This window comes from Achromobacter denitrificans NBRC 15125 (assembly GCF_001571365.1).
In the GTDB taxonomy this organism is placed as follows: Bacteria; Pseudomonadota; Gammaproteobacteria; order Burkholderiales; family Burkholderiaceae_B; genus Achromobacter; species Achromobacter denitrificans.
The window spans coordinates 1-24,335 of sequence record NZ_BCTQ01000004.1; the positions used below are offsets into that span (position 1 = coordinate 1).

Genomic DNA, 24,335 nt, shown 5'->3' on the forward strand with positions numbered 1-24,335 from the left:
GGCGCGGCGGGCGCCGCCGCGGCCGTCGCCGGCGCCGACCCGGCGGCCATCGCGCGCGCCTGGGCGATATTCGACTGGATCTGCCTGGCCGCCTCCGAGTCCGGCGGCAACTGGGCCTGCAACCGTTCCCAATGCGCCAGGGCCTCGGCCGCGTCGCCGCGGCGCAAGGCCATCATGCCCGCGAGCGCCAGCGCCTTGGGCTGGTCCGGCTGGGCGGCCAGCGCCTGCGCCACCGCGCCGATGGAGGCCGCGTCCGGCGTGCCCTGGCTGGCGGACAGCAGCGCGTCGGCCAGGTCGGCCAGCACCGCGGGCTGGCCGGGCACCAGCCGCAGCACCTGCTGGTAGGCGGCCACCGCGTCGGTGTAACGCCCCAGGGTTTCATAGGAGCGCGCCAGCATGTACCAGCCGTCGGCATCGTCCGGCGCGGCCCGCAGGCGCTGGGCCAGCGCGTTGATCACGAGCGTCATGTCGTCGCCCGAGGCACCCGCGTGCGGTTCGGCGGACAGGGCGGCGGCGGCGCTGGCCGCGTCGGCCGCCGCGCGCGGGTTGCCCAGTTGCCCATAAAGCAGCACGGCGGCGACCGGGATCAGCACGCTCAACAGGCAGGCGGCCGCCACGCCGGCGCGTTGCCCGGCCCAGGGCGCGGCGCGCTCGCGGCGCAGGTCCAGGTCCTGCAGCAGGTCGCGTTGCAGCTCCTCTTCGGCGCGCGCGCGCTCGGCGGCGCTGAGGCTGCCGTTCTTCAGGTCGCGTTGCAGCTGCTCGCGCTGCGCCAGGTAGAAGGCGCGCACATTGGCGCTGGCGGCCGGCTCGGCCGAGGGCGCGCGGCGCAGCAGCGGCGGGATCAGGCAGAGCAGGGTCGCCAGCAGCAACGCCAGTACGACGAGCCAGAGCGCGGTCATGAGCCGGTATCCAGGAAGCGGGCGGCGCGCTCGCGCTCGTCCGCGGTCAGCGGGGCGCGGGCGCCGGCGCGGCGGCGCAGCGTGCGCAGCAGCACGGCGAAGCCCAGCGCCAGCAGGGCGAATGGGCCCAGCCATAGCAGCCAGGTGATGGGCTTGAAGGGCGGGTCGTAGCGCACGAAATCGCCGTAGCGATCCTCGAAGAAGCGCATGATCTGCGCGTCGGTGCGGCCTTCGGCGAGCTGGCCGCGGATCAGGTTGCGCATGTCCTGCGCCAGCGGCGCGTTGGATTCGGCCAGGGTCTGGTTCTGGCAGACCAGGCAGCGCAGGCCGTGCGCCAGCTTGTCGGCGCGCTGTTCCTGGGCCGCGGACAGCGCCGGCGCGGCGGGCGCCTGGGCCGGCGCGGGCGCCGGACCCAGCAGGGCCAGCGCCAGCGCGAGCGCCGGGAGCAGGGAGGCAGGCCGCGTCATCTCAGTGCCTCGATCGCGGGCAGCATGCGGCTGCGCCAGATTTCCGGCGTGATCAGGCCCAGCTGCTTGTAGCGGATGCGGCCGTCCTTATCGATCACGAAGGTTTCGGGCACGCCGTAGACGCCGTACTCGATGCCGACGCGGCCGTCGGCGTCGCTGGCCGAGGCGATGTAGGGATTGCCGTTGCGCGCCAGCCAGGCCGCGGCGTCTTCCGGCTTGTCCTTGTAGTTCAGGCCGTACAGCGGAATGCCGTGGCGCTGGGAAACCTCGCGCAGCACCGGCAGTTCGTCGCGGCACGGCCCGCACCAGGAGGCCCAGACGTTCAGCAGCCAGACCTGGCCCCGCATGGCCTGCACCTCCAGCTTCTGGCCGGGCGCCAGCAGCACCGGCAGGCCGATGGCGGGGGCGGGCTTGTCTATCATGGCGGACGGCACCGCGCGCGGGTCGCGCGACAGGCCCATCGCGAGGAACACGGCCATCGCCAGGAACGCGGCGAGCGGCAGCAGGTAGCGCAGCATCAGGCGCCCTCCCGCGTGGGCCGGGCATGGGGCGCGACGGCGTCGCGCGTGCGCGCCTGGGCTTCCAGCGCGCGGCGGTAGCGCTTGTCGCCGGCCGCCAGCAGGCCGCCCAGCGCCATCAGGATGCAGCCCGACCAGATCCAGGTCATGAAGGGCTTGACTTGCAGGCGCACCGTCCAGGCGTTGGCGCCCACCGGCTCGCCCAGCGCCACGAACAGGTCGCGGGTGAAGCCGCTGTCGATGTCCGCCTGGCTCAAGGCCATGTCCTGCACGGTGTAGAGGCGTTTTTCCGGATACAGGGTGACGACCGGCTTGCCATTGCGCGTGACGGGGAAGACAGCGCGCTGCGCGCTGTAGTTGGGGCCGGCGGCCGGCCCCACGCTGGCGAACGTGAACTGGTAGCCGCCGGCCTCGCGCGTCTCGCCTAGTTCCAGCCTCAATTCCTGCTTGACCTCGTAGCCGTTGGCCAGCGTGACGCCCGCGATGAAGATGCCGATGCCGGCATGCGCCAGCAGCATGCCGTACCAGGCACGCGGCTGGCGGCCCAGGCGGCGCAGCCAGTGGCCGTCGCCGTCGGTCAGGCGCTGCCAGGCGTGGCTGGCGGCGCTTGCCACCGACCAGGCGGCCAGCCACAGGCCCAGGATGACCATGGGCGAACCCAGGCGCGCCGGGCCAGGCATGGCCAGCGGCAGCAGCACCGCCGTGGCCACGCTGATCGCGAAGGCGATGCGCAGGCGGCGGGCCAGGTCCGGCAGTTCGGCCTGCTTCCAGCGCGCCACCGGCCCCACGCCCATCAGGAAGATGGCGGGCGTCATGAGCGGCACGAACACGGCTTCGAAGTAGGGCGGGCCGATGGAGATCTTGCCCCACTCCAGCACGTCCAGCACCACCGGATACAGCGTGCCCAGCAGCACCGAGCCGGCCGCCACCGTCAGCACCACGTTGTTGGACAGCAGCAGGGACTCGCGCGACAGCAGCGAGAAGCCGCCGCCCAGGCCCACCTTGGGCGCGCGCCAGGCGTACAGGGCCAGCGATCCGCCCACGATCACCATCATGAAGGCCAGTATGTACAGCCCGCGGCCCGGGTCCACGGCGAAGGCGTGCACCGAGGTCAGCACGCCGGAGCGCACCAGGAAGGTTCCGAGGATGCTGAGCGAGAAGGCGCAGATGGCCAGCAGCACGGTCCAGCTGCGGAAGGCGCCGCGCCGCTCGGTCACGATGAGCGAATGGATCAGCGCCGTCCCCGCCAGCCAGGGCATGAACGAGGCGTTCTCCACGGGGTCCCAGAACCACCAGCCGCCCCAGCCCAGCACGTAGTACGCCCAGGCGCTGCCCAGCAGGATGCCGATGGTCAGGAAGGTCCAGGCGGCCAGCGTCCAGGGGCGGACCCAGCGCGCCCACATCGCGTCCAGCTCGCCGGAAAGCAGGGCCGCGATGGCGAAGGCGAACGCCACGGAAAAGCCCACGTAGCCCATGTACAGCATGGGCGGATGCACGATCATGCCGGGATCCTGCAACAGCGGATTCAGGTCACGCCCGGCCATGGCCGGCGGCATCAGGCGCTCGAAGGGATTGGACAGGAACAGCAGGAACAGCAGGAAGCCCACGCTGATCCAGCCCATCACCGCCAGCACCCGCCCGACGAAGGGCAGCGGCAACTGCCGGCTGCACAGCGCCACGGCCAGGCTCCAGGCGGTCAGCAGGTACAGCCACAGCAGCAGCGATCCCTCGTGCCCGCCCCAGACCGCGGCGAAGCGGTAGCCGGCGGGCAGGTCGGCGTGCGAATTGGCCGCCACGTAGAGCACCGAGAAATCGTTGTCCACGAATGCCCAGGCCAGGCAGAAGAAGGCCACGGTGGTCAGGCCGAATTGCCCCACGGCGGCGGGGCGCGCCACCCGCAAGCCCGCCTGCCAGCCGGTGGCCGCGCCGACCAGGGGGAGGATGCCCTGCGCCAGCGCCACCAGCAGCGCCAGGATGAGGCTGAACAGGCCGATCTCCGGAATCATCGCGCCTCCGCCCGCATGGCCTGGGCCGGCGCGGCGCCCGCGTCCGCCGCGCCGGCGCGCTTGAGCGCGTCGGCGGCTTCGGGCGGCATGTAGTTCTCGTCGTGCTTGGCCAGCACCTCGGTGGCGCGGAACACGCCGTCGGGCCCGAGCTTGCCCGCCACCACCACGCCCTTGCCCTCGCGGAACAGGTCGGGCAGCAGGCCCTGGTAGCTCACCGGCACGGTGTGGGCGGTGTCCGTCACCACGAAGCGCAGGGTCAATCCGTCGGCCTCGCGGCGCAGCGACCCCTGCTCGACCAGGCCGCCGACGCGGAAGCTGCCGCTGGCCGGCGCTTCCTTGGCCATCACCTGCGTCGGGCTGAAGAAGAACACCAGGTTGGATTGCAGGGCGTTGAGCACCAGCGCGGCGGCCAGGGCCAGCAGCCCCAGGCCGCCCGCGATGGCCAGGGCGCGGCGCTTGCGCGGGCTCATGGCCGGGCTCCGTCGGCGCGGGCGGGGCGGGCGTCCGGCGCCGCCCGGCGGGCGCGGGCGCGCCGCCACAGCACGAAGGCTTCCAGCCCGATCAGCGCCAGGGTCACGCCATAGGCGCCCAGCAGGTAGGGGCCGTGGCCCTGCATCGAGAACAGCGCGTCCCAGCTCATCGCGCCTCCCGGGAAGCGCGCGCGGGGCGCGCGGCGGCCGGTTCGCGGTCGGCGATGATGCCGCGCACCCGCGCCAGCGCCGCGGCCGCGCTGTAGAGCCAGAACGCCGCCACCATGAGCAGCATCGCCGTCACCATGATGGTCGCCATGCTGGGCGCCGAGGTCAGGTTGATGGAGGCACCCTGGTGCAGGGTGTTCCACCACTGCACCGAGAAATAGATGATGGGCACGTTGATCACGCCGGCCAGCAGCAGGATGGCGCCGCCGCGGTCCGCCCGCTGCGTGTCGTCCGAGGCGGACTGCAAGGCCATGAATCCCAGGTACAGGAAGAGCAGGATCAGTTCGGAGGTCAGCCGCGCGTCCCACACCCACCAGGTGCCCCAGGTCGGCTTGCCCCACAGCGCGCCGGTCCATAGCGTCAGGAAGGTGAACAGCGCGCCGGTGGGCGCCAGCGCCCGCATCATCATGAACGACAGGCGGGTGTGGAAGATCAGCCCCAGCGCCGCGTACAGCGCCATGACCAGGTAAAGGAACATGGACATCCAGGCCGCCGCCACGTGGATGAAGAGAATGCGGTAGACCTCGCCTTGCTGGCTGTCGGTGGGCGCCACGGCCAGGCCCACGTACAGCCCCGCGCAGGCCAGCAGCGCGGCGGTCAGCGCCAGCCAGGGGATGAGGCGGCCGGCCAGCGGGTAGAACAGCGCCGGCGAAGCGTAGCGCAGCCAGCCCGCGCCGGAGAGGGCGGAGGGGGAGGCGTCCAGGGCGGGGTGCTTGTGCATGGCGTCTTGGTTTCCGGGGCCTTCAGTCCAGCGCCACGCGCAGCGCCGCAGAGGCGCTCCAGGGGCACAACAGGATCGCCAGGCACAGGCAGGCGCCCAGCAGCGACAGCTGCGGCCCGGCGCCCAGGCCCGCATGCGTGGCCGAGACCGCGCCCGCGCCGAAGATCAGCACCGGCACGTACAGGGGCAGCACCAGCAGCGGCAGCAGGGCGCCGCCGCGCAGGCCCAGCGTAAGCGCCGCGCCCAGCCCGCCCACCAGGGCCAGCGTGGGAGTGCCCAGCAGCAGGGACAGGACGAGGATGCCGATGGCGTCCGGCGGCAGGCCGAATTGCAGCGCCAGCACGGGGCTGGCCAGGATCAGCGGCAGGCAGCTGCTGAACCAGTGCGCGGCCAGCTTCGCGCCCACCAGCAGCGGCAAGGGGTGCGGCGACACCAGCAACTGTTCCAGCGCGCCGTTGTCGTAGTCCTGCGCGAAAGGGCGGTTCAGCGTCAGGAGGACGCCCAGCAGGGCGCAAACCCACAGGACGCCCGGTCCGATGGCAAGCAGCAGCGCCGGGTCGGGGCCCACGGCCAGCGGGAACATCGTGCCCGCCACGACGAAAAACAGGGTGGCGCCCAGCGTGTCCGCCGGCCGTCTCCAGGCCAGCCGGACCTCACGTAACGCCAACTGCGACAGCGTAGCCAGCATCCGCGTAGTCATCCATATCCAGGGTTTGCGTGTGAGCGGCGGCCGTGCCCGGCTCGCGGTGCGAGGCCACCACCGCGGCCCCGCCCGCGGCCAGGTGGGCCTCCAGCGCCGCGCGCAGTTGCTCCAGGCTGACCGCATCCAGTCCGGCATCGGGCTCGTCCAGCAGCCACAGGGACTTGCCGCCCAGCACGATCGCCGCGAGCGCCAGCCGGCGCGCCTGCCCCTGGGACAGGCGCGAGGCGGGGCTGTCGGCGCAGCCGTCCAGGCGCCAGTCGCGCAGCGTGCCGGCAATGCGCGGCTCGGGCCGCGGCGTGCCGGCGACGTGCAGGGCATAGCGCAGGTTCTCGACGGCGCTCAGCTCGCCGCACAGGCCGTTGCCGTGCGCCAGGAATGCCGCCTGGGCGTGGTAGGCCGAAGGGTTGCGGCGCGCGTCGGCGCCGTGCCAGAGCACGCTGCCCGCCAGCGGCCGCAGCAGGCCGGCCAGCATGCGCAGCAGGCTGGTCTTGCCGCTGCCGTTGGCGCCCCGCACGTGCAGCAACTGACCCGCGTGCAGTTCGAAGTCCACCGGGGCCGGGCCCCGCGGACCGCCGCGCCGGCTGGTCAGGCCGTGCGCGCAGAGGATGGGCGGCGGCGCGTCAGCGGGCCGCATGCGCGACCTCTTTGCCGGTCCCCGCCGGCTCGGGCGCGAACGAGGTCTGGCCGGGCGGCATGTTGGGCAGCTTGTGGGCGATGCCCTTGTGGCAGTCGATGCAGGTCTTGCTCTTGTCGGCCAGATAGGTGGAGTGCATGTTCTGCGCCCGCACGCTCTGGCGCGTGAAGTCCATGTAGTCGTAGTTGTGGCAGTTGCGGCATTCGAGCGAATCGTTGGCCTTGAAGCGGGCCCACTCGTGCTGCGCCAGTTCGAGGCGTTTGTCGACGAACTTCTCGCGCGTGTCGATGGTGCCGAAGATCTTGCCCCACACTTCCTTGGACGCCTGCATCTTGCGCGCGATCTTGTCCGTCCAGTTGTGCGGAACGTGGCAGTCCGAGCACAGCGCGCGCACGCCCGAGCGGTTGGTGAAGTGGATCGTGCCCTTGAGTTCGGCGTACACGTTGTCGCGCATTTCGTGGCAGCCGGTGCAGAACTTCTCGGTGTTGGTGAGCTCCATGGCGGTGTTGAAGGCGCCCCAGAACAGGATGCCGCCGATGAACCCGCCCACCGTCAGGAAACCCAGGCTGAAGTGCACGCTGGGGCGGCGGACGATGTTCCAGTAGCGCTTGATGAGTTTGACCATGGCTGCCTCCGCCCCTTACTTCTTGTCGGACGCCGGAGCGGTCAGGCGCTTGAGGATCACGTCGATGTCCTGGTAGGTGTTGCTCACCAGCGGCTTGGCCTCGGCCTGCGGCACGTGGCACTGCACGCAGAAGTAGCGGCGCGGCGACACCTCGGCCAGCACGTTGCTGTCGCGGTCCATGTAGTGGGTCACGCTCAGGGGCGGCGCCTGGGTTTCCTCGGTGTTGACCCGCGCGTGACAGGCCAGGCAGCGGTTGAAGTTCTTGTCGATCTGGTAGCCGTCGATCTTGTGCGGAATGGTGGGCGGCTGCATCGAATACGTGCGCATCCGCTTGATGTCCTTGTTCTCGATCGGGCTGATGAGCGGCGGATCGGTTTCTTGGGCGATCGGGGTGGGGCCGCGCATCGGATCTTCCACTTCCAGCGGCGGCGCCGCCCAGGCGGCCGAACCGAGGACGGCGCAGAGCGAGAGGGTGAGGGCGCGTAGGTTCTTCATGGCTGTCTCCGGTTCGCCTTTCAGACCTTGACGATCTTGACCGCGCACTTCTTGAAGTCGGTCTGGAACGAGATGGGGTCGGTGGCGTCCAGCGTGACCTTGTTGATCAGCTGGCCGGCGTCGAACCAGGGCACGAAGACCAGCCCGCGCGGCGGCTTGTCGCGTCCGCGGGTCTCCAGCCGCGTGCGCATCTTGCCGCGCCGCGACACGATTTCGACCTCGACGCCGCGCCGCAGGCCCATTTCCTGCGCATCGTCCGGATGCATGAAACAGACCGCGTTGGGGAAGGCCTTGTACAGTTCGGGCACCCGCCGCGTCATGGAGCCGGAGTGCCAGTGTTCCAGCACGCGTCCGGTCGACAGCCAGAACGGGTATTCCTTGTCCGGCGATTCCGCCGGCGGCTCGTAGGGCAGGGCGTAGATCACCGCGCGGCCGTCCGGGTTGCCGTAGAACTCGAAACCCGCGCCCGGCTTCACGTAGGGGTCGCTGCCTTCGCGGTAGCGCCACAGGGTTTCCTTGCCCTTGACCACCGGCCAGCGCAGGCCGCGCACCTCGTGGTAGGTGTCGAAGGGCGCCAGGTCGTGGCCGTGGCCGCGGCCGAATTCGGCGTATTCCTCGAACAGCCCCTTCTGCGCGTAGAAGCCGAAGGCTTCCGATTCCTGGTTGGCGTAGTCCTTGTCGAGCTCGCTGTTGGGGTAGCGGTTGACCTTGCCGTTGGCGAAGAGCACGTCGAACAGGGTCTTGTCGCGGTATTCGGGCTTCTTGGCCAGCAGGTCGGCCGGCCAGACTTCCTCGACCTTGAAGCGCTTGGAGAATTCCATCAGCTGCCAGAGGTCGGAGCGCGCCTGGCCGGGCGCGTTGACCAGCTGGTGCCAGAACTGCGTGCGGCGTTCGGCGTTGCCGTAGGCGCCTTCCTTTTCCACCCACATCGCCGCCGGCAGGATCAGGTCGGCGGAGATGGTGGTGACGGTGGGGTAGGCGTCCGACACCACGATGAAGTTCTCGGGATTGCGGTAGCCCGGCAGCCCCTCGTTCATCAGGTTGGCGGCGGCCTGCATATTGTTGTTGACCATCACCCAGTAGGCGTTGATCTGGCCGTCCTTGAGCATGCGGTTCTGCAGCACGGCATGCGCGCCCACCTTGCTGGGAATGGTGCCGTCGGGCAGTTGCCACAGTTCTTCGGCATGAGCCCGGTGCTTGGGATTGGTCACCACCAGGTCGGCGGGCAGCCGGTGCGAGAACGTGCCCACCTCGCGCGCGGTGCCACAGGCGGAAGGCTGGCCGGTGAGCGAGAACGGGCTGTTTCCCGGGGTGGAGATCTTGCCCGTGAGCAGGTGGATGTTGTAGACCATGTTGTTGGCCCACACGCCGCGCGTGTGCTGGTTGAAGCCCATGGTCCAGAAGGAGGTGACGCGGATCTTCGGGTCGGCGTAGAGCTCGGCCAGATCCTGCAGCTGCTTCTTGGGCACGCCGCTCAGCTTGGACGTGTAGTCCAGGTCGTACTTGGAGACGAACTTGGCGAATTCATCGTAGGTGATGGGGCGCGAGCCGCCGGCCTTGTCGGCGTTCTTGGCGGCCTTCTGCAAGGGGTGGTCCGGGCGCAGCCCATAGCCGATGTCCGCGTTGCCTTCGTGGAACACCGTGTGCTTGTCCACGAAGTCGCGGTTCACGCGCTTGGTCTGGATGATGTAGTTGGCGATGTAGTTCAGGATCGCCAGGTCCGTCTGCGGGGTGAAGGTCAGCGTCAGGTCGGCCAACTCGTACGAGCGGTGCTCGAAGGTGGAGAGCACGGCCACCTTGGTCTTGGGCGCGGACAGGCGGCGGTCGGTGACGCGGGTCCAGAGGATGGGGTGCATCTCCGCCATGTTGGAGCCCCACAGCACGAAGGCATCGGCGTTCTCAATGTCGTCGTAGCAGCCCATGGGCTCGTCGGCGCCGAAGGTGCGCATGAAACCCACCGCGGCCGAGGCCATGCAGTGGCGCGCGTTCGGGTCCAGGTTGTTGGAGCGGAAGCCCGCCTTCATCAGCTTGAGCGCGGCGTAGCCCTCCCAGACCGTCCATTGCCCGGAGCCGAACATGCCCACGGCCTCGGGCCCCTTGTCCTTGAGCACCCGCTTGAACTGCTCGGCCATGACGTCGAAGGCCTGGTCCCAGGACACCGGCGCGAATTCGCCGTCCTTGGCGTACTTGCCGTCCTTCATGCGCAAGAGCGGCTGGGTCAGCCGGTCGTTGCCGTACATGATCTTGGACAGGAAGTAGCCCTTGACGCAGTTCAGGCCCTTGTTGACCTCGGCGTTGAAGTCGCCGTGCGTGGCCACGACCTGGTTGTCCTTCACCGCGACGTTCACGCCGCAGCCGGTCCCGCAGAACCTACAGGGCGCCTTGGACCACTTGAGCTTGGCCGCTTCGGACTCGGTGACGATGTTCTGCGTGTAGCCGACGATCGGGATCCCGGCCACGGTGGCGGCCGCGGCGGCGGCGGATTGCTTGATGAAGTCTCTACGAGCCATTGCCATCGTCAATCTCCTCGTTCATCGCGTCCAGCGTGTCGGCGTGCTGGTAGACCAGCGCCGAAGCCAGCACGCCATCCAGGCGCTGGATCTCGGAGATCCGGGCCATCATGTCGTCGGTGGAGGGGGCTTCCAGGGTGACCACCAGTTTCCCGGTGTCGGAAGCGCCGTGGATTTCGGCGCCGGCGATCGCGAGGATCGCCTGGCGGACATCGGGCAGGCGGCGCGGCGTGGCGTGCACCACCATGCTGGCGATGTGCAACTCTGGCGCCGTCGCGGACGGCGCGGTGTGGGGGAGCGCGGACATGGGAGGGGTTCCGTCGCGTCGCATCAGCTGCCGGGGGGGCCGGCGAACAGCTGATAGAACCAGACGAGGAAACCGTAGCCCGCCACGATGATCACCGACAGGACGGGGGCCATGACTGCCGTCAGGAACAGGAAACTGCGCAATTCCTGCGGCTTTGTGTAGCCATCAGACTCGTTTTGCACACACCACCTCGCTACGACGTTGGGGCATTGCGTTTAACGTGCGGATGTCGAGGTTTTTAGCAGATGGCTTTGAGCGGCGTCAATGTTGCGGCACGGCGAAAAATACCGCGCGCAACGCTATATATCTAAGCACATAACGTTAGGGGAAAACAGGCCGGCGGAGCGCAATCCGCCGGCCCTCCGGGATCTTTCGGGAAGCTCCTGCGCGAGGAGCCGTCCTAGCGGACCGCCCCGTAGATGCGGCGGGCGTCGGCCGCGCCGGCCAGGGGCCGGCCCAGGGCGCGCGCGCCTTCCGCGGCCTGCGCCACCAGCGCCGCGTTGCCGGGCGCCAGGCCGCCGTCGCGCAGCTTCAGGTTGTTCTCGAAGCCCACCCGCATGTGGCCGCCGAAGGCCGCGGCCGTCGTCACGCAGGCGTTCTCCTCGGGGCCGAAGGCGCAGACCGCCCAGGGCAGCGACTGGTCGTATGCGGCCAGGAAGGGCAGCAGGTCGTAGGCCGACGAGGTCTGGCCCGCGCTATAGCGGCCCAGCACGAACAGCACCGACCAGGCCCCGGGCGGGACCATGCCGCGCTGCCGCAAGGCCAGCCAGCGCCGCACGTCGGCTTCGTCGTACAGGATGATCTGCGCCATGATGCGGCGCTCGGCGATCCAGGCGAGGAAGGCGGCCAGTTCGGCCTCCGGGATGTCCGGCACGGCGATCTCGCGCAGTCCGATCGAGACGGCTTCGGGCTGCAGCTCGCGCACCAGCGCGATCTGTTCGGCGGCCTTGTAGACGCCGGCGGCCTCGCTGGTCACCTGCACGAGCAGCTCGTCGCCCACGGCGCGGCGCACGGCGGCCAGCGCGTCGCGGTAGGCCTGCGCGTCCAGCAGGTGGCTTCCGTCGGGCTTGCGCACGTGCATGTGCATCATGGCCGCGCCGGCGTCCAGGCAGGCGCGTGCCTCCCGCGCCAGGTCCCCGGCGGTCAGCGGCACGGCCGGATGGTCCGCGGCCTGCTTATAGGCGCCGTTGGGCGCCACGGTGATGACGACGGGGGAATCCGCCAGCGCGGCGGGGGCGTAGGGCAGGGCGCTCACGGCTGGATCTCCGGCAGTTCGGGGGCGATCAGGTCCAGGCCCGCGCGCAGCAGCCGGTCGTAGCGCGCGCGCTCGGCCGCGATGGTTTCCGGGGTCCAGGCGTAGAAGCCTTCTCCCGCCTTCATGCCGTGGCGGCCGTCCTGCGCGCGCTCGGTGAGGCAGTGCGCCGGATGGTCGGCATTGCAGAAGGTGGGATACATGGTGGCGCCGGCGGCGGCATGCACGTCGATGCCGGCGTGGTCGCGCTGCATGACCGGGCCGGCCGCCAGGAAGCGGAAGCCGAAGCCGAAGCGCACGGCCGCGTCCACGTCCTCGGGCGAGGCGATACCGCGATCGATCAGGTCGAAGGCTTCGCGCGACAGCGCATGCTGCAGCCGGTTGGCGAGAAAGCCCGGCAGGTCCTGGCCGACCCGGACCGGAACGCTGCCGCAGCGCCGCATGAAGGCGATCAGCGAGTCGGCGCAGGCGGGGTCGCTGGCTTCGCCCAGCACCACCTCGACCAGCGGCACCAGGTGCGCGGGCATGAAGAAGTGCAGGCCCAGCATGCGGCCGCGGGTGGCCAGGCCCTGGCCGATGGCGCTGATCGGGAAGCTGGAACTGTTGCTGGCCAGAATGGCGTCCGGACGGGCGCGCCGCTCCAGGTCCGCGAACAGCGCCTGCTTGATGTCCAGGCGCTCGGGGATGCACTCGATCACCAGATCCACGCCGGCCCAGTCCACGCCGTCCAGGTCGGGCGCCGTGGCGAGCAGCGCCACGTTTTCCTTGCGGCCGATATTGTCCAGGTTCTCCGCGACGCGGGCCGGCAGACCGGCGGCGCGTTCGGGATTCGATTCGATCACCGTCGTCCGGCAGGACGCGCGGGTCAAGACCACGGCGACGTCGGCGCCCATCGTGCCGCCGCCCACCACCACCGCGTGCGCCGCGCCCGGATTGGGCAGCGCTTTCGCGTCCGTCTGCATGGTTTGCTCCTTGTCTGAAACTACGCTGGGGCCGAGTGTAGAGAAGCCTGTTTGATTGATGAATCAGATTTTTTGGATAGAATGATCTTGAAATCAGATCAATTAAGACGGTGCCCCCCATGCAGATCAATCTTTCGATGCGCGATATCGATACGACGCTGGTGCTGGGTCGCACCCTCAACTTCCGCCAGGCGGCCGCCCAGCTGCACCTGTCGCAATCGGCCTTGTCCACGCAGGTGCAGCGCATCGAGGACGCGCTCGGCGTGCGGCTGTTCGACCGCACCACGCGCACCGTCCGGCTCACCGCGGCCGGCGAGGTCTTCATGCAGCAGGCCGCCAACCTGCAGGCGGCCTTCCGCGACGCGGTCTCCGCCGTCAGCGGCATCGTCAACGCCGAGCAGGGCCAGGTATCGGTGGCGGCCTTGCCCTCGGTGGCCGCGCGGCTGCTGCCGCGCGTGCTCATGGCCTATCGCCAGGCCCATCCCCTGGTCGCCCTGAAACTGCACGACACCTTGTCGGGCCCGGCCTTCGACCTGGTGCGCGCGGGCGAGGTGGACTTCGCGCTGACGGCCGCCGATCCCCAGCATGCGGACCTGCACTACGTGCCCCTGATGTCCGACAGCTTCCTGCTGCTGATTCCGGAGGCCCATTCCCTGGCCCGCACCCGCGGGCCGCTGCGCTGGGCGGACACGGCCGACGCCGCGCACGTGTCCATGGTGCAGCCCAGCAGCGTGCGCCAATACACCGAATGGGCCTTCCTGCAGAACCGCATCCGCTTCGTGCCGGCCTTCGAGGCCGAGCACCTGACCACCATCGTCGCCATGGTGGAGTGCGGATTCGGCGTCGCGGCGCTGCCCGAGATCGCGGCCGGCGCCGTGGCGCAGAACGGCATCGTGCAGCGTCCGCTGATCGGCCCGGTGGCCGAGCGCTCCATCGGCCTGGTCACCTCGCGCAACCGCAGCCTCTCGCCCGCGGCCGCCGCGCTGGTACAGGCCTTGAAGGACTACCTGGCGGCGCAGCCGCGTTAGGGCCCGCGCGAAGCCTCTGCTACGATGGTTCGGCCCGCCAGGACGCCGGACGAAGGAGCGCTTCGTGACAAATCATCGAACCATCGAAATCTACCGGTACGACCCCGACAAGGACGCCGCGCCGTACATGCAGAGATTCGAGCTGGAGGCCGCGCCCGGCGAAAAGATGCTGCTCGATCTGCTTGTGCACCTCAAAGGCATCGACGACTCCATCGGTTTTCGCCGTTCCTGTCGAGAAGGCGTCTGCGGCTCGGACGCGATGAACATCAACGGCAGGAACGGCCTGGCCTGCGTGACGAATCTGAATGAGCTCCCCGAACGCATCGTGCTGAGGCCCTTGCCCGGCCTGCCCGTGATCCGCGACCTGATCGTCGATATGTCGGCGTTCTTCATCCAATACCACTCGATCAAGCCCTACCTGATCAACGCCGATCCACCGCCGGAACGCGAGCGCCTGCAATCGCCCGAGCAGCGCGAAGCGCTCGACGGCCTGTACGAGTGCATTCTGTGCGCCTGCTGTTCGACCGCCTGTCCCTCGTTCTGGTGGAATCCCGACAAGTACGTCGGGCCGGCGGGCTTGCTCCAGGCGTATCGCTTCCTGGTCGATTCGCGCGATCAGGCCACGTCCGAGCGCCTGGACGACCTGAACGATCCCTACCGGCTGTTCCGCTGCCACACCATCATGAATTGCACCGATATCTGTCCGAAGGGGCTGGACCCGTCCGGGGCCATCGGCAAGATCCGCGGGATGATGGCGCGGCGAATGATCTAGGCGGCTGAGCCAGGCGCCCGATTGCGGGCCTGTGCGAGGCTTCTTTTGGTGTTAACAGGCCCTAGTCGCCCGCGCCGCTTTCGTCCGGCGTTTCCCTCGGGCGCCAGGCCTCGGGGGGCTGGTGGATCAGGGTCAGCAGCACGACCGTGGGCGCGCGCGCATGCAGGCTGTGGGGCTCGCCGCCTTGCAGCATTACCAGTTGCCCCTCGGCGAGGGTGCATTGGCGCGCCGGCGTTTCGACGTCGACCTGACCCGAGAGGCAATGCAGGGTCAGCACGCCCGGAACCTGGTGCGAGGGCATCCGGTGTCCGGCCGGCAGAACCAGCCGGATCAGCTGTAGATCCGTGGTCCGCAGCAGGCTGATGCTGACGGGGGGCTCCGGCTCCGTCGATGCCGGCCGATGGAACAGGTCGATGACTTCCAGGGGATTCGCGTGCTTCAGCGCCATGAGCGCCTCCGGTGCCGTTTACGGGAACGAAGGCATTGTAGCGGCCGGGCCCGGCGCGGGGCCGGCCGCCAGGCCGTCTCAGCGGCCGCGTGTCATCGATTCCAGCACGCCGTCGCGTCGTATCCAGCCATGGAACAGCGCCGCGCCCAGGTGCAGCAGCACCGTGGCAAACAGCAGGAAAGCCAGATAGCGGTGCGCCCCGCGCAGCCAGGCAAACCAGGCCGCGTCGGCAGGCGCGATGGGCGGCAGTTGCCAACTGCCCACCATCACCGGATAGCCGCCGGCCGACACCATGGCCCAACCGATGAGCGGCATCGCGAACATGAGCGCGTACAACAGGATGTGCGAGGCCAGCGCGGCGTGGCGCTGCCAACCCGGCATGGCGGCGGGCAAGGCGGGAACCCCTTTGTACAGGCGCGTGCCCAGGCGTATGCAAGCCAGCGCCAATAGCGCCACGCCCAAGGGCTTGTGGATCTGTATCAGCCATTGGTGCCGTTCGGAAACCGAAGCCACCATGCCTACGCCGATGAACAGCATCGCGAGAATGCCGATGGCCATCAGCCAGTGCAGCAGGCGTGCCAGCAGGCTGAACCTGGCCGGGGACGGATAACTTGGATAGGTCGGCAAACTCATTGCGCGCGCTCCGGTCGGGTGGAAGGGGAGGAAGCCATGGCGCCTGGGGGAGGCCCTTCGCCGGTACGGCGCTCATAAGACGTGGCGTAGGCGGCCGAACGCGCCGGCAAGAGCGGATCGTCGGAAATGGCGATGCCGCGAGGCAATACGGTCGGGTCGTAATTCACGTCGCGGCAGGGACCTTCATCCTGCGAAGCGCTGCGGGTGATCACCACGGTGCCGGCGTCGACGGTGGGACGATCGGCCGGCCATTGCCGGGTGGCGTCGCGAGTGGAATCGTCCGCGGTTCCCAGCGTTACCAGCAATCGCCAGCGCAACGGGCCCTTCGCCAGGCGTTGTTGCAGGTCGGCCTGAAGATAGTCGGCGCCATGCGCCGGCTCGGCCAAAGGCGCGGCTGCGGCTTCCAGGGGCTCCACGCGCCAGCGCACGGGCCGCCGCTTGCCCTGCGCGTCGACAAGATAAAAGGCATTCAGGCCGTAATAGCTTTCGGTGGCGTAGCTGGCCGACGGCTTGGCGGTCTTGACCCACGCCAGGAAGGGCGCCGTTTCGGGGTGGGCCGCGAAGAAGGCCTGCATGCGCCGCGGGTCGGGCTTGCCCGTCTTGGGATCGGGGCGGGCGGCCAGTTGCTGGTCATAGAACGCCTGCGGTGTGTTGAGCGGGAACACGGGCATGCTGTTCATCCCGGTGCGCCACTGCTCTCCATTGGGAGAGGTGAACTGCAATGCGAAACTGCGGATGGGGACGCTGGAATCCGGCGCGTAGGGATTGCCTCCGGGCAAGGCCAGCCGTCCTACTACCGGCGTATTGCCCGGCGCGAACACCGTTGCCGTGGACAGGGCTTGCGCCGCGCCGCTGCTTTCAAATTGGCCGACCACGCAGACTCCTTTTGCGTGGTTGCGGCGAAAACCCGCATGAACGCCGCTGTTGGCTTCCAGGGCATCCACTACCCGGGCCGGGGTCAGGCGCTGCGGGTCCAGCCAGCCGCCCACATACGCAAAGGCGGCGCCCGAGAAGAGCAGGATGGCGCCGATCGCGCCCAGACGCAGACAGGTTTGCCGGGCATTGAGCGGCCGGGCATCGCTTTGGGGTCCTTGTTGCATGAGGCTCCTTGCCCGTAGGGCGCTGAATTCCCCTGTAAGACGGAGGGCCGGAGAATTTATTCCCCCAGGGAATAAACCCGCCCGGGCGGCGTCTTACCGTATTGGCCTGTAAGCTTGTGGCGCAACGGGCGCTGGCCTGGATGGGAACCCCGACATGATTCGACCGGTACGATTGCCTGCACACGGCCCGGTATCCCTCGACGACGACGCCACGGCGTCGGACGAGCTGTCCGACGCCGTGCTGCGCCAGCTATTGCCGCGTCTGCGGCGGTTTGGCCTGCGCCTGACGCGCGACCCGGTGTCGGCCGACGACCTGGTGCAGTCCACCCTGGAAAGGGCCTTGACGCGCTGGTCCAGCCGCCGGCCGCAAGGCGACGTGCGGGCCTGGCTGTTCACGATTCTGTACCGGCAGTTTCTCGATTCCCAACGCCGGACGCGCCGTTATGCGCGGCTGCTCGACTGGTTCGCAGGGTCCGACGCGGCCGCGCCCTCGGCGGAACGCGAGGCGATCGCGCGATCTTCGCTGGATGTCTTCGAGCGCCTGCCCGAGGCCCAGCGCACGTTGCTGTGGCTGGTTTGCGTGGAAGGCATGAGCTACAAGGCCGTGGCCGACCTGTTCGACGTGCCGCTGGGCACGGTGATGTCGCGCCTGTCGCGCGCGCGCAGCGCCTTGCGCGAACTGCACGAGGGCCAGGCCGGCGAGGGCCATCTGAGGATACTGAAATGAACAAGAATACTATCGACGACCTGGCGCGCAACGCGTTTGTGGATGAGCAGCTCGACCCGGCGCAGCGTCAGGAGATGCAGGCTTACCTGCATGCGCATCCGGAGGAGGAACGAGAGCTCGCTGCCTGGCAACGCGATGCGCGGCGGCTGCGCGCGATGGCCGGCCAGGACAGCCTGCCGCCCAATCCCGCGCTGGATCCCGTCGCGGTGCGAGCCCGGCTGCGCAGCCGTTCGCGTCGCCGCCTGGCCATGGCGGCCAGCCTGGTCGTGGCGGTCGCGATAGGCGGCATCACGGGCTGGAGCGCGCGGGATATGGCCGCGGCCAACCGGATTCTGCCCATGCAGGACGCGATGCAGGCCTATCGCATGTTTGCCTCGGCGGACGCGCCGCGGCCGGACGTGCGCGCCGATGCCGGCGACCTGCAGGGCTGGCTGGACGGCTACTTCTCCAGCGCCCAGCGTATGCCCGACTTGAGCGCCGGCGGCTTCAAGCCCGTGGCCGGACGCCTGCTGGCGACCGACCAGGGGCCGGCCGCCATCGTGATCTACGAGAACGCCGGGCAGCGCGCCACGTTCTACATCCGTCCGCCCGGACCGGGCAATCAGTTCCTGGCGCAAGGCAGCCGGCGCGACGGCGACCTGCTCGCCCGCTATTGGTCGGGGCAGGGGTATAACTATGCGCTGGTCACGTCGGGGGACGACGCGCCGGGGTCGTTCCCCGCCGTGCGCAGTTAGGACACCGCCGCCGGGGCTACCGCCCGGCGGGTTTGCCCGTTCCTATCAGTTCCAGCAGCCCGTCCGATAAGGTGCCGCGCCAGACCAGGTAGTCATGGCCGCCTGCAATCTCGCGATGCGTGACCCAGTAGCCCTTGGCGCGCAGAACATCCCGCAGATGGCGGTTGGTTTCGAGAATGCCCGGTTGGCCCCCGCGCCCCGATTCGAACAGGCCGGCCCCCAGGAAGAAGCGCACCGGCAGCGTGCGCACGGCGGCGAATTGCCGCGTCAGCCATTGGTCCTCTTCGCCTGCCGGGCTCCACCAATACGAACCCGATTGGCTGAGCACGTTGCCGAACACTTCCGGATGACGCAGCGCGGCATACGCCGACGCCAGTCCTCCATAGCTGGAACCTCCGATGACGGTGCGCGCCGCCGGCGCGCCGATGCCGTGCTTGCGCGCCCAGGGCATGAGCTCGCGCGCCAGGAAGTCGGCGAAATCCGGGTTGGGCGGCAATTCCTGGCTGCGGGAGTCCGCCGTGGGATTGTCGATGAGCAATGCCGCGGTCGGGGGGATGACGCCGGCGGCGATCATGTTGTCGAGTATGGTCGGCGTCGGCACGCGGCCCAGGTAGGCGCCGGCGTCGAACAGCACCAGCACGTGGTTGTCCGCGGCGGCCGGACGCCAGCCGGCCGGACGATACAGGTGGATCTTGCGCGTGTTGCCCAGAATCTTGCTGCGCAATTCCCGCGTTTCCACCGTTCCGGCGGGCACGTCGGCCCGCGCTTCGACCCACGGCTGTGGCGGGGCATCCGCCAGCTCCAGCACGGAGTAGGTCTGGAATGCGTCGATGCCCTGCTTGGGGTAGGCCTTGGCGTTGTAGGGGTCGGCCTGCGCGGTGGCCAGGATCGCCCGGCGCCGCGCCATGCCGGAACCCGGCAGCTCCGGCACGTCGGGCGCCAGGCGGTAGGACAGCCGCGCGGAACGGGGCACGACGAAGCTGGCGTACCAGACGTCGGAGTCGCCCAGTCGCGCCAGTTGCGCATGGTCCGAGGACGGCCCGCCAAACAGGCGCACATTGCGTTGCGCGCCGCGCCACAGGAACGTGACGCGGTCGCGAGCGGCGTCCACCGGCTCGACCAGCGGGCTGCCCGCCCGCGCCACTTCGTCCCAGAAGGCCGCGGTCGTGCCGCCTTGCGCCAGCGTCGCCGCCAGGGCGGCCAGGCGAGGGCTGTCCATCGTCGGGGCAGGCGCGCGCTGCGCCGACAGCGGCACGCGCTCGGTAAGCGCCCACCGGTACGCGCCGTCTCCCTGGGCCCGCACCGTGTAGACGCCGTCCGCCGGCGCCACCAGCATCAGCGTGCCCGCGGGCTTCTCGGCATCGCTCAGCCGGCGCACGTGATGGCCGGCGGCGTCCAGCAGATCCAGCGTTACGCCACTGTCGGCGGCCCACGTCCCCGCCAGGAAATCCCCCTTTTGCAGCGAAAGCCGTTCTTCGGAATAGGCCTGCGGGGTGACCAGGCCCTGCCCGGATTGCGCAGCCGCGATGGCCGGCGCCATGCCGGTCAGTGCGATCGCCAGCGCCGCCATCGGCACGCGTTGCCGCCACGTCAAACCATACTGTCCAGGCATATGCATTCGTTTCATCATCCGCAATGGTGAGGTGTTGTGTTCGATTGCCGCGGCGCCCAGGGGCTGTCGAGGTCGCCGCGGGCGATCCGGCGCGCGCTTGCTTTCGCCATCCAGGCAAATCCCAAGGCCGACGCCAGCGCGGTTGCGTCCACGGCGAGCGTCGCGGCGGACGTGTGCGCCCAGAGGCCCGAGCCGGGAAACAGTCCGCCCAACAGGGAGGTTGCCGGAATCGCCAGGGTCAAGGCCGCGGCCGTCCATAGCAGATGCACCCCCGCCGCGGCGCCGCCCCGCAGGAACGACCATGCGATGCAGGCGAAGAAGGCCAGGTAGTAGAGCCCCTGAAGCCAGGCATTCAGATCGCCGACGCGACCGTTCAGCCACTTGGAGGCAATCATCATCAGCGAAATGCCGCATATGCACCCCAGGCAGACGCCGACGGTCGCCGAGGCCATCAAGCGCGTGTCCAGGCGTTGTGCCGGAATCGCGCCGGTCCGCCGGTCCGCGCGCTTGCGGCGCGTCTCGATCCAGAGCAGGTTGCCGCTATAGAACAGCCACGCGCCCGCCAAGCCTAGAAGGAAATACAGCCACTGCGCCGCGGTCCCGCCAAACGATGCCATATGCAGGGCGAAGAAGCTGCTGATCCAAAGATTGGGCGCATTCTGCCCGCCGGGCAGGTAGTCGGTGTTGAGTACCTTTCCCGAATAGGGGTCCAGCGCCACGAAGCCGCCCCGAGCCCGCGGCGATACCGCGCTGTCGTCTTTTCCCCAGATGCGCACCACGGCGCGGGGGCCGGTGACTTGCTGGTACTGCAGGGTGTCGGGCCTGAAGTTCGGCGCCAGGCTGCGCGCCCGGGCCACCAGCGCCCGGGGCGTCAGCAACGCTGCCGGGTCCCGGGCGCTCGCGGCGGCCTCGTTGCCGCCGGCGCGCTGGAAAACCGAGGCCAGCTTGCCGTCGTACATCAGCCTGTCCTGCAGGTCGTAGATGCCGTCGTGAAAGGCGAACACCACCGAACTGAGCGCCATGACGATATGGAACGGCAAGGACACGATCCCCACCACGTTGTGCGCGTCCAGCCACATGCGCTTCAGGTTCTTTCCGGTCCGCAAGGCGAAGAAGTCCTTCACCAGGGAGGGCAGCAGCACGATGACACCCGAGACCAGCGCGAGGGCGTACAGCGACGCCACCACGCCCATGAACCATCGGTTGGGATCGCTGTCGACGGGCAGGCCCACCACGCGATGCAGCACGTCGATGAAGGATGCCAGCCCGCTGGGCGCGGTGGGTTGCACTTGCAGGCCGCCGCCCAGGTCCAGGTAGGCGACGTAGTGGCGCACCGACGATTCGTCGTGGTCGTCGGCCGCCCCGTCGCGGACTTCCCAGCCCATCCGGGCCGGCACGTGCTCGGCGTCCAGCAGGTGGATGTTGAACCCCTTGGCCACCTCCGGCCGCGCCGCCAGGGTTCTGGCGATCAGGTCGGGAGTCTCGTCCAGCGGCACGTGAGAGATCGTCGAATGCGGCGTGGCCCAGCGGACGATGGGCTCCTTGAACACCGTCAGCGCGCCCGCGTAGAAGGCGATGAAGAGCGCCATGCCCGTCAGGATGCCCGTCCAGGTGTGGACGGACTTGTAGATGCGTATGACGTCGGCCCTCATGGCTTCTGCCCCTCCTTCAAAGCGCGCCGGCCAGGAACAGCGCGCCGTAGAGCGCCAGGCAGGCTGCGCCCAGGCAGATCCAGGCGCGCAGGCCGCTGGCGAAAAAATAGACGGTGCTCAAGACGCCCAGCCAGACGGGCGGCACCAGCCACATGGCGAGCTGCGAGCGGCTCGCCAATGGGATGCTCGCGGTCAGCGCGGCAAGCGCGGCGCTGGCACCCAGGGCGAGCGCGAAGCCGAGCAGCGCGCCCGCCAGGCTCTTGGATATCCAGTCGCGCCGGATCGGGGCCGGTTTAGCGGCTTTCATGCGTATCGCTTCCGCGCAATCCGACGAGGGCGCCCAGGTAGGGGATGAGGCAGAAGAACAGCATCAGGGCCGTACAGAACACGAATATCGCCGCGACGGTCGAAAATGCCAGCAGGCACGCCCACGCGCCCAAGGCCAGCAGGACGGCGCCCGCCGCGCGGGCCGGCAGCGCAGGCCAGGGCGCGGGCCGCCAACGCTGGTTCGGCGAGGCGCGATAGAGGCTGAAGCAGCCCAGGAATATGGCGATCAGGCTGATGAAGGTCAGGGCTTGCATAATCATCCTGGTGTGAAAAAGCGCGCGGCCCATGCCTTTGCGCTGCCCGACCCGGATCGATGGTCCGGGGCAGGAAGCGGCGGGACGGTCCGCGGGCGCTCAGAAGCTGATGCTGGCGGAGGCGGTGACGGTGCGCGCCGGGCCCAGCGTCGCGATCGGGGTCGTGTCGCTGAAACTGCCGGCGTAATAGTGCTTGTCGAACACATTGTTGACGTTCAGGCGCAGCACCACGTCCCGGCCGTTGATCTGCGTGGCGTAGCGCGCGCCCAGATCCAGTTGGCCCCAGCCGGGAATCTGCAGCTTGTTGGCGGAGTCCGCGTACTGGGTGGAGCTGGCCTGCAGGCGGCCGCTCAAGGTCAGGCCGGGGACCCACGGGGTATCCCACTCCAGCCCGGTATTGGCCTGCCATCGCGGCACGCCGACGGCGGTGTTGCCGTCATAGCGGCCAAACGAGGTCTTGACCTGCGTGCCTTGGGAGTAGGTGACGCCGCCCAGCACGCGCACGCCCGGAACCAGCTCGCCGAACGTGTTCCATTCCACGCCGCGAACGCGCTTTTCGCCGCCATCGGCATACGTCGGGTTCGCCGTCGCGCCCTCGGTGACCAGCATGGGCTTGTCGATCTGGAAGAGGGCGAGCGTGTTGGTGAAGGTGCCGGCGTTCCACTTGACGCCCAATTCCTGCTGCTTGGTCTTGTAGGGCGCGAAGACCTGTCCATAGTTGCTGGCGGTCGTGTCGGTGACGCTGTCGCCCTTGCTGAGGCCTTGCACGTAGTTGGCGTAGAGCGAGACGTCCGGCCCCCAGGGCTTGACGACGATGGCGGCCGCGGGCGTCACCGCGTCCTCGTCGTAGCGCGACGTGGTCTTGCCCGTCTTGTCGAAATTGGTGGTCTTCACGCGCTGGTTGCGCAAGCCCGCGGTCACGAGCAGCTTTTCGTCGAAGAAGGACATCGTGTCGACCAGCGCGAGGCTGGACAAGGTGTTCTCCGCCGTTTTCGGCGCGCTGCCCGGCACGGCCGGCATGACCGGCGTAATCGGATCGTAGATGTTGGATTTGAAGGTCGAAGGCGTGCCCGTGGCCGAGCCGTCCTCCGTGTCCAGGATCGACGCCTGGAGCACCAGTTCGTGCCCGACGCTGCCGGTCTTGAAGCGCGACCGCAGGCCCGCCTCCGCCGACGTGGCATCGGTATAGGCCCGCTGGCCGACCATGGAGCCGGTGAAATTGCCGTTGGCGTCGATCTGCCGCGCATGGGTGCCGTTGATCAGCCCGGACTGATGGCTGTCGCGCCTGCCCACGCCCGCGAAAGCCGATACGTTGTCGTTGAAGCGGTACTCGGCCCGTCCGAAGACGGCATTGCTCTGTATGCTGCCGTAGCCGGTGCTGAACTGATTGATGCGGGGATCGGGGGCCTCGGGAACGACCGATCCGCCGAACCAGAACATGGCGGGCGTGCCGCCGCTGAAGGATTCCTGGCTATGGTATGCGTCTATCGATGCCGTCAGCGCGCTGCCGCGGTAATCCAGGCCGGCGGAGAAGAACTCGCGCTTCCTGGATTGGCCGTCCAGCGTGGTGGCGCCGTCGCTGAACGAGCCGTTGACGCGCGCGCCCCATTCGTTGCCCGCGCCAAAGCGCCGGCCGGCGTCGATGGTGGTGCCGAGCTGGCCATCGGATTGCCAGTTCACGCCATAGGTGGCGGTCGGCGTATCGCCCGCGCGCTTGGGCACCAGGTTGATGGTGCCGCCCACCGCCCCGCTGGGCGCCATGCCGCTGAACAAGGCATTCGGCCCCTTGAGCACCTCGACCCGCTCGACGAATTCCAGCGGGGTGCGGCCCATCGGCGCCAGGCCGAACATGCCGTTGATGGCCACGTCGTTCTGGTTGACGTCGAAACCGCGGATGCGGAAGTTCTCGTATGCGTGCCCGCTGGACGTGGTGAACCGGACGGACGGGTCGTTCGCCATGACGTCGGCCAGCGTGCGCGCCTGCTGGTTCTGGATGAGTTCGGACGTATAGCTCGTTACGTTGAACGGCGTATCCATCACGCTCTGGTTGCCCATCAGGCCCAGGCGCGCGCCGTCGGCCACCTGGCCGCCGGGATAGGGCGGGGGCAGCTCTTCGCCGCTCAAGGAGCCAGCGGTGACGGTGACCGGTTGCAGCGTGGTGGCCGGCGGCGCGGTCTGCGCCCAGGCATTCGGCAGCGGCAAGAGCACGCCCAGCGCGAGGCCAGGCGCGAGCCGCAGGGTTCGCATATCC

General features: G+C 69.0%; 28 protein-coding genes. 4 read left to right on the forward strand and 24 right to left on the reverse strand.

The window, feature by feature from the left end; genetic code table 11:
- The 16 genes from ccmI to ADE01S_RS04880 form a co-directional block, all read right to left on the reverse strand.
- Positions 1-899: c-type cytochrome biogenesis protein CcmI (gene ccmI, locus ADE01S_RS04810; RefSeq protein ID WP_062680335.1), on the reverse strand; the 899-nt coding region annotated here is incomplete at its 3' end.
- Positions 896-1,366: a cytochrome c-type biogenesis protein gene (locus tag ADE01S_RS04815; protein WP_062680336.1), complete on the reverse strand. Its 471-nt coding sequence runs from the start codon at positions 1,364-1,366 to the stop codon at positions 896-898. The genes ccmI and ADE01S_RS04815, both read right to left, overlap by 4 nt.
- Positions 1,363-1,884 carry a DsbE family thiol:disulfide interchange protein gene (locus ADE01S_RS04820; protein ID WP_062680337.1) on the reverse strand — a complete coding sequence of 174 codons (522 nt, stop codon included), beginning with the start codon at positions 1,882-1,884 and terminating at the stop codon, positions 1,363-1,365. Before ADE01S_RS04820 ends, ADE01S_RS04815 begins: the two co-directional genes overlap by 4 nt.
- Entirely contained in the window at positions 1,884-3,890 is a 2,007-nt protein-coding gene (locus ADE01S_RS04825; RefSeq protein ID WP_062680338.1) for a heme lyase CcmF/NrfE family subunit, read from the reverse strand. The genes ADE01S_RS04820 and ADE01S_RS04825 overlap by 1 nt, the downstream gene beginning before the upstream one ends.
- Positions 3,887-4,360, reverse strand: coding sequence for a cytochrome c maturation protein CcmE (gene ccmE / locus ADE01S_RS04830; RefSeq protein WP_062680339.1), 474 nt, complete (start codon positions 4,358-4,360; stop codon positions 3,887-3,889). The genes ADE01S_RS04825 and ccmE overlap by 4 nt, the downstream gene beginning before the upstream one ends.
- Positions 4,357-4,530: a heme exporter protein CcmD gene (gene ccmD / locus ADE01S_RS31120; protein WP_082775702.1), complete on the reverse strand. Its 174-nt coding sequence runs from the start codon at positions 4,528-4,530 to the stop codon at positions 4,357-4,359. The genes ccmE and ccmD overlap by 4 nt, the downstream gene beginning before the upstream one ends.
- Positions 4,527-5,309 (reverse strand): heme ABC transporter permease CcmC, encoded by a 783-nt coding sequence (ccmC, locus tag ADE01S_RS04835; RefSeq protein ID WP_062680340.1) that lies wholly within the window; start codon positions 5,307-5,309, stop codon positions 4,527-4,529. Before ccmC ends, ccmD begins: the two co-directional genes overlap by 4 nt.
- A 22-nt stretch (positions 5,310-5,331) precedes the next feature.
- Entirely contained in the window at positions 5,332-5,997 is a 666-nt protein-coding gene (ccmB, locus tag ADE01S_RS04840; RefSeq protein WP_062680341.1) for a heme exporter protein CcmB, read from the reverse strand.
- On the reverse strand, positions 5,963-6,646 hold the full coding sequence (ccmA, locus tag ADE01S_RS04845; RefSeq protein ID WP_062680342.1) for a heme ABC exporter ATP-binding protein CcmA: 684 nt from the start codon (positions 6,644-6,646) through the stop codon (positions 5,963-5,965). Before ccmA ends, ccmB begins: the two co-directional genes overlap by 35 nt.
- Positions 6,633-7,271, reverse strand: coding sequence for a cytochrome c3 family protein (locus ADE01S_RS04850; RefSeq protein ID WP_062680343.1), 639 nt, complete (start codon positions 7,269-7,271; stop codon positions 6,633-6,635). Before ADE01S_RS04850 ends, ccmA begins: the two co-directional genes overlap by 14 nt.
- Before the next feature lie 15 nt (positions 7,272-7,286).
- Positions 7,287-7,766, reverse strand: coding sequence for a nitrate reductase cytochrome c-type subunit (locus ADE01S_RS04855; RefSeq protein WP_062680344.1), 480 nt, complete (start codon positions 7,764-7,766; stop codon positions 7,287-7,289).
- Positions 7,767-7,786: 20 nt separating this feature from the next.
- Positions 7,787-10,282 (reverse strand): periplasmic nitrate reductase subunit alpha, encoded by a 2,496-nt coding sequence (gene napA / locus ADE01S_RS04860; RefSeq protein ID WP_062680345.1) that lies wholly within the window; start codon positions 10,280-10,282, stop codon positions 7,787-7,789.
- Positions 10,266-10,583: a chaperone NapD gene (locus ADE01S_RS04865; protein ID WP_062680346.1), complete on the reverse strand. Its 318-nt coding sequence runs from the start codon at positions 10,581-10,583 to the stop codon at positions 10,266-10,268. The genes napA and ADE01S_RS04865 overlap by 17 nt, the downstream gene beginning before the upstream one ends.
- 23 nt (positions 10,584-10,606) lie before the next feature.
- Positions 10,607-10,765, reverse strand: coding sequence for a periplasmic nitrate reductase, NapE protein (napE, locus tag ADE01S_RS04870; protein WP_042793085.1), 159 nt, complete (start codon positions 10,763-10,765; stop codon positions 10,607-10,609).
- A 218-nt stretch (positions 10,766-10,983) separates the two neighbouring features.
- Positions 10,984-11,838: a beta-keto acid cleavage family enzyme gene (locus ADE01S_RS04875; protein WP_062680347.1), complete on the reverse strand. Its 855-nt coding sequence runs from the start codon at positions 11,836-11,838 to the stop codon at positions 10,984-10,986.
- A complete protein-coding gene (locus tag ADE01S_RS04880; protein ID WP_062680348.1) occupies positions 11,835-12,797 on the reverse strand; it encodes a 3-hydroxyacyl-CoA dehydrogenase family protein in 963 nt (320 codons plus the stop codon). The genes ADE01S_RS04875 and ADE01S_RS04880 overlap by 4 nt, the downstream gene beginning before the upstream one ends.
- Before the next feature lie 119 nt (positions 12,798-12,916).
- Between ADE01S_RS04880 and ADE01S_RS04885 the strand changes: the two genes are divergently transcribed.
- Together ADE01S_RS04885 and ADE01S_RS04890 are read left to right on the forward strand one after the other, a co-directional pair.
- Positions 12,917-13,825, forward strand: a complete 909-nt coding sequence (locus ADE01S_RS04885; RefSeq protein WP_062680349.1) for a LysR family transcriptional regulator — start codon at positions 12,917-12,919, stop codon at positions 13,823-13,825.
- A 64-nt stretch (positions 13,826-13,889) separates the two neighbouring features.
- Positions 13,890-14,597, forward strand: coding sequence for a succinate dehydrogenase iron-sulfur subunit (locus ADE01S_RS04890; protein WP_075873471.1), 708 nt, complete (start codon positions 13,890-13,892; stop codon positions 14,595-14,597).
- 61 nt (positions 14,598-14,658) lie between these two features.
- On the opposite strand, the gene ADE01S_RS04895 is transcribed toward ADE01S_RS04890, so the two are convergent.
- The 3 genes from ADE01S_RS04895 to ADE01S_RS04905 all read right to left on the reverse strand — a co-directional run bounded on the left by ADE01S_RS04895 (position 14,659) and on the right by ADE01S_RS04905 (position 16,778).
- Complete coding sequence (locus ADE01S_RS04895) at positions 14,659-15,045, reverse strand: cupin domain-containing protein (protein WP_062680350.1); 387 nt, start codon at positions 15,043-15,045, stop codon at positions 14,659-14,661.
- Positions 15,046-15,123: 78 nt separating this feature from the next.
- Positions 15,124-15,678 (reverse strand): cytochrome b, encoded by a 555-nt coding sequence (locus tag ADE01S_RS04900; protein WP_062680351.1) that lies wholly within the window; start codon positions 15,676-15,678, stop codon positions 15,124-15,126.
- Positions 15,675-16,778, reverse strand: coding sequence for a catalase family peroxidase (locus ADE01S_RS04905; RefSeq protein WP_062680352.1), 1,104 nt, complete (start codon positions 16,776-16,778; stop codon positions 15,675-15,677). Before ADE01S_RS04905 ends, ADE01S_RS04900 begins: the two co-directional genes overlap by 4 nt.
- A gap of 154 nt (positions 16,779-16,932) precedes the next feature.
- Between ADE01S_RS04905 and ADE01S_RS04910 the strand changes: the two genes are divergently transcribed.
- Together ADE01S_RS04910 and ADE01S_RS04915 are read left to right on the forward strand one after the other, a co-directional pair.
- Complete coding sequence (locus ADE01S_RS04910) at positions 16,933-17,505, forward strand: sigma-70 family RNA polymerase sigma factor (RefSeq protein ID WP_082775703.1); 573 nt, start codon at positions 16,933-16,935, stop codon at positions 17,503-17,505.
- Positions 17,502-18,239 (forward strand): anti-sigma factor family protein, encoded by a 738-nt coding sequence (locus tag ADE01S_RS04915; protein ID WP_062680353.1) that lies wholly within the window; start codon positions 17,502-17,504, stop codon positions 18,237-18,239. Before ADE01S_RS04910 ends, ADE01S_RS04915 begins: the two co-directional genes overlap by 4 nt.
- Before the next feature lie 16 nt (positions 18,240-18,255).
- Here ADE01S_RS04915 and fes read toward each other — a convergent pair whose 3' ends face one another.
- From fes to ADE01S_RS04940, 5 genes are all read right to left on the reverse strand, one after another.
- A complete protein-coding gene (fes, locus tag ADE01S_RS04920; protein WP_232482016.1) occupies positions 18,256-19,833 on the reverse strand; it encodes an enterochelin esterase in 1,578 nt (525 codons plus the stop codon).
- A gap of 32 nt (positions 19,834-19,865) precedes the next feature.
- Positions 19,866-21,503: a PepSY-associated TM helix domain-containing protein gene (locus tag ADE01S_RS04925; RefSeq protein ID WP_062680354.1), complete on the reverse strand. Its 1,638-nt coding sequence runs from the start codon at positions 21,501-21,503 to the stop codon at positions 19,866-19,868.
- Positions 21,504-21,519: 16 nt separating this feature from the next.
- Positions 21,520-21,810: a hypothetical protein gene (locus ADE01S_RS04930; RefSeq protein ID WP_062680355.1), complete on the reverse strand. Its 291-nt coding sequence runs from the start codon at positions 21,808-21,810 to the stop codon at positions 21,520-21,522.
- Positions 21,797-22,084 carry a hypothetical protein gene (locus ADE01S_RS04935; protein ID WP_062680356.1) on the reverse strand — a complete coding sequence of 96 codons (288 nt, stop codon included), beginning with the start codon at positions 22,082-22,084 and terminating at the stop codon, positions 21,797-21,799. Before ADE01S_RS04935 ends, ADE01S_RS04930 begins: the two co-directional genes overlap by 14 nt.
- 99 nt (positions 22,085-22,183) lie before the next feature.
- Positions 22,184-24,331, reverse strand: a complete 2,148-nt coding sequence (locus ADE01S_RS04940) for a TonB-dependent receptor (RefSeq protein ID WP_062680357.1) — start codon at positions 24,329-24,331, stop codon at positions 22,184-22,186.
- Between the last annotated feature and the right edge of the window lie 4 nt (positions 24,332-24,335).

What these genes read in the sequence shown, in the direction of transcription:
- ADE01S_RS04880 (WP_062680348.1), bottom strand. Translation starts at nt 12,797, where the DNA reads ATGCAGACGGACGCGAAAGCGCTGCCCAATCCGGGCGCGGCGCACGCG.
- ADE01S_RS04900 (WP_062680351.1), bottom strand. Translation starts at nt 15,678, where the DNA reads ATGAGTTTGCCGACCTATCCAAGTTATCCGTCCCCGGCCAGGTTCAGC.
- ADE01S_RS04815 (WP_062680336.1), bottom strand. Translation starts at nt 1,366, where the DNA reads ATGACGCGGCCTGCCTCCCTGCTCCCGGCGCTCGCGCTGGCGCTGGCC.
- ADE01S_RS04925 (WP_062680354.1), bottom strand. Translation starts at nt 21,503, where the DNA reads ATGAGGGCCGACGTCATACGCATCTACAAGTCCGTCCACACCTGGACG.
- ADE01S_RS04940 (WP_062680357.1), bottom strand. Translation starts at nt 24,331, where the DNA reads ATGCGAACCCTGCGGCTCGCGCCTGGCCTCGCGCTGGGCGTGCTCTTG.
- ADE01S_RS04905 (WP_062680352.1), bottom strand. Translation starts at nt 16,778, where the DNA reads ATGCAACAAGGACCCCAAAGCGATGCCCGGCCGCTCAATGCCCGGCAA.
- ccmC (WP_062680340.1), bottom strand. Translation starts at nt 5,309, where the DNA reads ATGCACAAGCACCCCGCCCTGGACGCCTCCCCCTCCGCCCTCTCCGGC.
- ccmB (WP_062680341.1), bottom strand. Translation starts at nt 5,997, where the DNA reads ATGCTGGCTACGCTGTCGCAGTTGGCGTTACGTGAGGTCCGGCTGGCC.
- ADE01S_RS04865 (WP_062680346.1), bottom strand. Translation starts at nt 10,583, where the DNA reads ATGTCCGCGCTCCCCCACACCGCGCCGTCCGCGACGGCGCCAGAGTTG.
- ccmD (WP_082775702.1), bottom strand. Translation starts at nt 4,530, where the DNA reads ATGAGCTGGGACGCGCTGTTCTCGATGCAGGGCCACGGCCCCTACCTG.
- ADE01S_RS04850 (WP_062680343.1), bottom strand. Translation starts at nt 7,271, where the DNA reads ATGGTCAAACTCATCAAGCGCTACTGGAACATCGTCCGCCGCCCCAGC.
- ADE01S_RS04820 (WP_062680337.1), bottom strand. Translation starts at nt 1,884, where the DNA reads ATGCTGCGCTACCTGCTGCCGCTCGCCGCGTTCCTGGCGATGGCCGTG.
- ADE01S_RS04855 (WP_062680344.1), bottom strand. Translation starts at nt 7,766, where the DNA reads ATGAAGAACCTACGCGCCCTCACCCTCTCGCTCTGCGCCGTCCTCGGT.
- ADE01S_RS04915 (WP_062680353.1), top strand. Translation starts at nt 17,502, where the DNA reads ATGAACAAGAATACTATCGACGACCTGGCGCGCAACGCGTTTGTGGAT.
- ADE01S_RS04935 (WP_062680356.1), bottom strand. Translation starts at nt 22,084, where the DNA reads ATGCAAGCCCTGACCTTCATCAGCCTGATCGCCATATTCCTGGGCTGC.
- ADE01S_RS04825 (WP_062680338.1), bottom strand. Translation starts at nt 3,890, where the DNA reads ATGATTCCGGAGATCGGCCTGTTCAGCCTCATCCTGGCGCTGCTGGTG.
- ADE01S_RS04930 (WP_062680355.1), bottom strand. Translation starts at nt 21,810, where the DNA reads ATGAAAGCCGCTAAACCGGCCCCGATCCGGCGCGACTGGATATCCAAG.
- ccmA (WP_062680342.1), bottom strand. Translation starts at nt 6,646, where the DNA reads ATGCGGCCCGCTGACGCGCCGCCGCCCATCCTCTGCGCGCACGGCCTG.
- ADE01S_RS04910 (WP_082775703.1), top strand. Translation starts at nt 16,933, where the DNA reads ATGATTCGACCGGTACGATTGCCTGCACACGGCCCGGTATCCCTCGAC.
- ADE01S_RS04895 (WP_062680350.1), bottom strand. Translation starts at nt 15,045, where the DNA reads ATGGCGCTGAAGCACGCGAATCCCCTGGAAGTCATCGACCTGTTCCAT.
- ccmE (WP_062680339.1), bottom strand. Translation starts at nt 4,360, where the DNA reads ATGAGCCCGCGCAAGCGCCGCGCCCTGGCCATCGCGGGCGGCCTGGGG.
- napA (WP_062680345.1), bottom strand. Translation starts at nt 10,282, where the DNA reads ATGGCAATGGCTCGTAGAGACTTCATCAAGCAATCCGCCGCCGCCGCG.
- ADE01S_RS04885 (WP_062680349.1), top strand. Translation starts at nt 12,917, where the DNA reads ATGCAGATCAATCTTTCGATGCGCGATATCGATACGACGCTGGTGCTG.